Genomic DNA, 5,005 nt, shown 5'->3' with positions numbered 1-5,005 from the left:
TACGCGCCGCAGCATGTCTTCGTTTAGCTCACTAGTGATCATGTTCAGATCGACGATGGCTAGGCCGACGCCACACCTGACCGCCTCAATCGCCTGCGCCAAATTTGAGAACTCTATTCCGCCGTTGGCATAGTGCACGGGGAGGTTTGCGTGAGCTAACCAGTCTCGCCACAGCGGCAAGCGCCGCTCATCATGCAATACGTGCAGCGTTGGCTGCGTGCCCAGCAGTGACTGGATGCTTCGGCCAGGAGACTTCGCCGCGACTACCAGCGTATTGCGCTCAGCCATAAGCAACTCTGATTGGCCTGTGGCAAGTGCGCTCTGCCCGAACCGCACGACACAGTGGCAACCGTCGTTTGGTTGCGTCCGAAGCGATAGGTCGACGCCAGCGAGTTGCGCTGAAAGCTGACCGACTCTCGGTGAGAACCACTGAGTGGCGAAAGTAGGCGGCAACGACACCACGAGCCGTCGGGGTTCGCGCTCTGCGGATAGGTGAATTGTGCCCCGTTCAATCATGTCGAACGCTTCCGTCAAACACGGCAAAAGCGCGATGCGGGCTGATGTGAGACAGATGCCCGTATGGTCGCGTTCAAACAGGTCAACCCCGAGTGATCCTTCAAGTAGTCTGATCTGTCTGCTTACCGCCCCTTGTGTGACGCACAACGCCGCGGCGGCTCGATTGAAACTTGGATGCTGCGCGGTTTCTTCAAAAAATCGTAAAACAATGAGTGACGGCAGACGACGCATGAATCTCCCTCCAGTCGCAACATCGATCACAGAGATGACAGCTTCGCTCGCTCGTTGGCTTAAGCCCTATGTCGCGGCATCCACACCCAGACGATCAGCCCGAACCAATACCGGCATGACGAAAATTAGCTTGCGTTGCGCAGACGCTGGTCCGTGGGCTTGCATGCGAAAGTGTCCTCGCCGCCAGTGCGCACGCACTTCCCGATCGCTGCCCTCACTGCTGCTTGGCTCTGACTGCTCGGGGAGCGCGGCTGGGCCGACCACGTAGCGGTCGTAGAGGCTTTCCCTCGCGACAGCCTGCTCAAGACGTTTGCGTTTGCCCAAGGCTGCGGGCTTGCGTGGAGCCGTGCTATAGGGTCGCTCGTGAATAACAGGGGCAACGTCCAGCGAGAGGTAAAGCAGAACCTTAACTACGTAGTCGAGGACGCGCTGCCAAAAGGCCAGAGCCTCACCCTCCAAACCGTAACGCTCACACAAGTGGGTGAAGACCTGTTCGACCGATCCGCTGTCGGCGCCAGCATAGAGACTTAAGGTTTTCACGTCGAGCAGCGGCTGGGGCAAGTCCTCATGCGGCCAGACACAAAACGTGAGCCATCGCGCGTGCTCGTCCCAACCGCTTGGAGCACAGTGCTCGAACACCATCACGGCTTTAAAACCATCGCGGCGGTCCCGCAGCGCCGGTTCCGGCACGATACAAATAGCAGGCGCAGGCAAGCGCAGCTGCGACAACGGGACGTCGCTGGCGATATCGCTTACTTCAAGCAGACGATGCAGCGCGGCGGTCGGCTCGTACAACGCTCCGCGTCTAAGCCAGAAGGCTTGACTGATCGCACTTCGGGTGTAGATGTCGGAAAACTCACGTTCACTTTCATCGTGCGGCGGGTCGCCTAGACAACGCGTCACAAGGTCATCCAGATCACGTCGCAGGTCCATGACGCCACCGCGCGGATCAGCTAGTGCCGCCGAGAACTTCGCGCCATCGCTGCCCGCCAGACGTCGAACGGAAGTCCACGCGTCGATCGCGCCCGAAGCCCGATACCGTACCGGAATCGGCAGCAGGTCAAAACGATGCTCGATGGCCAGCACGGAGGTGATGATCGCTTGCTTGATCGCCAAGCCGATCGGGGAAAAATTCCGATCTATCTCGCTTCTAGTCAACTGGCGACGCATGGGTGCATTAGGTCGGTGGTCACGCGGGATGAAGCCGGTGCTACCAATTACGGGTTTAATCATGATCAGTCAGGAAAAGTTGGTCACCCACAGGAATGCTGCGCCGGGAGGCCGTGAAGGCAACACTCGGATCAGAGTTGAGGGTCATCCGGGCTGCAACCAGTCATCCTTCGCGGTCGCGCCTTTCGCACGCTGATTGACCGGCTTTGATGCGTCGGGCGGCGCGGAACTTGGCTGTGACGTGTATCGCTTCACCGCAGTCGCATTCATCCCCGCTAGTTGCAGCGAGTTATCGCGCACCTCGACCTTCACGGGATCGGTCGCCTTCCACTGTTTCTTCGGCACCACCAGCTTCCAGTTCGAATCACGTCCGTCGTCGCGGAAGAATGCGACGATAGCGACGTACTCCGCGTCGTCGTTCATCGGCTCGCTGATGCTGGCGTTTGCGTTAGGCCGTAGCACGACGTCTGTCGTGCTTAGCAGATCGGGTTGCAGCGCATCCAGATCATTGCCTTGCAACTGCGCGTAGTCCAGTTGCCCGAATGCCTGCGGTGTCTTGATTTGATAGACCCGGAGTACCGTCGACAGCGATTGGCCCGCGCCGCTTGTGTTCAACGACGACCGGCTCATAAGGTCGAGGTTCATGGTTTTGACTTGGGTGGTGAATGCCCATTTCGCCGCGTCCACTGTCCCTGTTCTCACGGACTGGGCCACACCACAGCCCGCGATAGTAAGGATTGCGCACACCACGGCGGCGAGTCGCGTTTGATGGATCAACCGGATCATCGTGGGATTCATGTTTGCATTCCATTGTTCTAATGTGTCGTGTAAGTCTTAGCGGTTCGACCGTTCCACCCGCCAAGTTGCACGCGGGTGACGGCGCCGGTTCCATAGGGCCGCTTGGGTTCAGCGAGTTGGGTCGTATATCCAAGGCACAGTTGATCGGAGGAAAGCTCGGCGCGGGGCATCAGGTCGGGCGAGACATGCATCTCCAGATGTGCGTTCGCTTCGTACCCGAGATAGAAGCGCAGCAGCGCCATGATCTCGGCATGGACCTCACGTCCGGGTGTCAGGCCCAACACCGACTCGGGTGTTGTCGGTGCGATCACGACGCGCGCGCAATTGCCGCGATCGTAGAAGCCACGCCCCAGCACGCAGTTTTCGCCAAGCGCTGTCGCCTCAAACACGTTTAACTGAATCCATACCGGATGAAACTCGGTCACCGTAATCGTCGCGTCGGGCACAGCATGTTGCAGCACGCCCGCCAGTCCCTCAGCCGTGCGCGTGCGCTGACTGGCGAGTCCAAGCATCGACAGCAGCTTGCGTGTGCCGATTTTCTGCTCGATGCCCGCGTTGCCAATGCCTAGTCCGACAAGACTGACCAGGCAGCGCGATATGTCATCGGTGCCACCTCGTTTGAAGCCTACGGGGAATCGATACTTGCGCCACGTCCGATAAAACAGCGTCGCGAGCCGATGATGGAACAAGTCCAGGAAGGCCGACAACGGTTCGGCGCCGTCGCGATTCTGCGCGACTTCATCGATGAAATACGAGGGCACGCGTGCATCCACGCCATACAGCCCGAGGAACGTCGTGCGGATCGCCGGTGGTTTCGATCGGTCGTCATAGTGATACTCGACTGCGTCGATTTCCCGATTCGGAAATCCGAGTCGAGCGCGCGAGCGGAACCGCACCGGTTCGTTTGCCGGTGAATCGGTTGAGCCGAGCGACGGCAGATCGGGTGCAGCCAGTTCAAGCAGCTCACAAAAGCGCATGAAGTTCATGCGTGTTGCATCTTGCAGCAAAGCGGGCAGCAACACGCGGTTCTCAAGCACCGGAAACTCTCGATGAGGCGCGTTCAAAACGGCGCCCCTTCCGCTTTGTTATCGGGCCACGTCGTCTGGCGTCCACTCGGTAACGAGACAACAACCAGTTTCGTATAGATATTCATCGTTGCGTACAGCGCGAGGAAGCGATTGAGCATCTCGCCGAACAATGCAAGATCGCCGTCGCCCGCAAACTTGTCGCCGTTAAGCGTGACTTCGATTTCCACGCCGCGCAGCAAACCACCCTTGACGAGCTTTTGCAGGAGGCGATGTTTGACGTCAGTGATCGCTTCGATACGCCGCCGGTTCAGTTCTCCATCGGTCCAGTCATAGAGTGCAAGACTGCCGCGCAGGATCTCTGCATCGAGTAGCGATAGATAGTTCGGTGCCAGGTGGGACAACACGCGCCAATGAAAACGGTCTCCTGTCGGCGGATAAACGGGCAAGGTCGGCGCGGTGAGGTTTCTCACCGATGCCACGTTCGTAAAGCCGCCACGGGTGCGGTTGATGCTCGCTTCGCGCAGGCCCTTGCGCGGCAGCATGCCGTTGGTGCCCGTCACCGAAAGCGATAGCGTTTCCTCAGGCACCGTGGTCTCGCCTTCCCATGCATGTCCGCCCAATACGACCCACGTGTCGAACCGCCCGGATGGTCCGCGTCGTGCACGGGTATGAAAGTATCGCTCCGGCATCTCATGGCGCAACATGCCGCCGCGATGACGAAACGATGCAAACGGCGCGTACTCAAAACGCGAGCCGTTTGAGCTTTCAAAACCGACGACCGAGTCGACTGAATACGCTTCCACAAAATCACCGCGCGCCTTCACCGTATGCACCCGATACTCGGTTTCGAAATGCGAGACCGTGATCGGATCGGCCTGGATCTTGAACAGGTTGATGATCGGCGTGCAAAAGAGCCGAACGTTTTCTGCCGTGAAGCGCATGTCGTCGGGGTACGGCTGGGCAAGAACGATCTCGACGTCGAAGTACGGAGCGGCTTGGGGAATCGATTGCATGTCCAGTCCCACGAGATCCACGAACATGAATTTCTCGGGGACCGTGAAGTATTCAAGCAGTAACTGATAACCCCCGAACGCGTTGTCGGCCTTGGGCCACAGGCGTTCGTCCGCCTTGAATCCGGCAGCTTCAACGTGCAGGCCTTGCATGGTTTGCGGTAGTCCCGGCCGGTCGGCGGGATAACCGGGAATGCGAACATGGACCGCGAGCGGTGCCGCGGTCAGCGCGGTGTAGAGGCTTAGCGCCAC

Annotated in this window: 5 protein-coding genes; all 5 read right to left on the bottom strand. The window is 59.1% G+C overall.

Annotated features, from left to right (window positions below):
* The coding region (locus tag WCA53_RS34325; protein ID WP_423922740.1) for a LysR family transcriptional regulator at nucleotides 1-747 on the bottom strand (747 nt) is incomplete at its 3' end.
* Nucleotides 748-813: 66 nt separating this feature from the next.
* Nucleotides 814-1,863 (bottom strand): hypothetical protein, encoded by a 1,050-nt coding sequence (locus WCA53_RS34320; protein WP_423922736.1) that lies wholly within the window; start codon nucleotides 1,861-1,863, stop codon nucleotides 814-816.
* Nucleotides 1,864-2,061: 198 nt separating this feature from the next.
* A complete protein-coding gene (tssJ, locus tag WCA53_RS34315) occupies nucleotides 2,062-2,715 on the bottom strand; it encodes a type VI secretion system lipoprotein TssJ (RefSeq protein ID WP_423922732.1) in 654 nt (217 codons plus the stop codon).
* Nucleotides 2,716-2,732: 17 nt separating this feature from the next.
* On the bottom strand, nucleotides 2,733-3,701 hold the full coding sequence (gene tssG, locus WCA53_RS34310; protein WP_423922743.1) for a type VI secretion system baseplate subunit TssG: 969 nt from the start codon (nucleotides 3,699-3,701) through the stop codon (nucleotides 2,733-2,735).
* 74 nt (nucleotides 3,702-3,775) lie between these two features.
* A partial coding sequence (tssF, locus tag WCA53_RS34305) for a type VI secretion system baseplate subunit TssF (RefSeq protein ID WP_423922729.1) occupies nucleotides 3,776-5,005 on the bottom strand: 1,230 nt, incomplete at its 5' end.

It is taken from the genome of Caballeronia sp. (assembly GCF_049581465.1).
In the GTDB taxonomy this organism is placed as follows: Bacteria; Pseudomonadota; Gammaproteobacteria; order Burkholderiales; family Burkholderiaceae; genus Caballeronia.
This window is presented reverse-complemented; position numbering and strand designations above follow the sequence as displayed.

Coding starts and splice junctions, on each gene's coding strand:
- tssJ (WP_423922732.1), bottom strand. CDS start 2,715: ATGAATCCCACGATGATCCGGTTGATCCATCAAACGCGACTCGCCGCC.
- tssG (WP_423922743.1), bottom strand. CDS start 3,701: ATGAACTTCATGCGCTTTTGTGAGCTGCTTGAACTGGCTGCACCCGAT.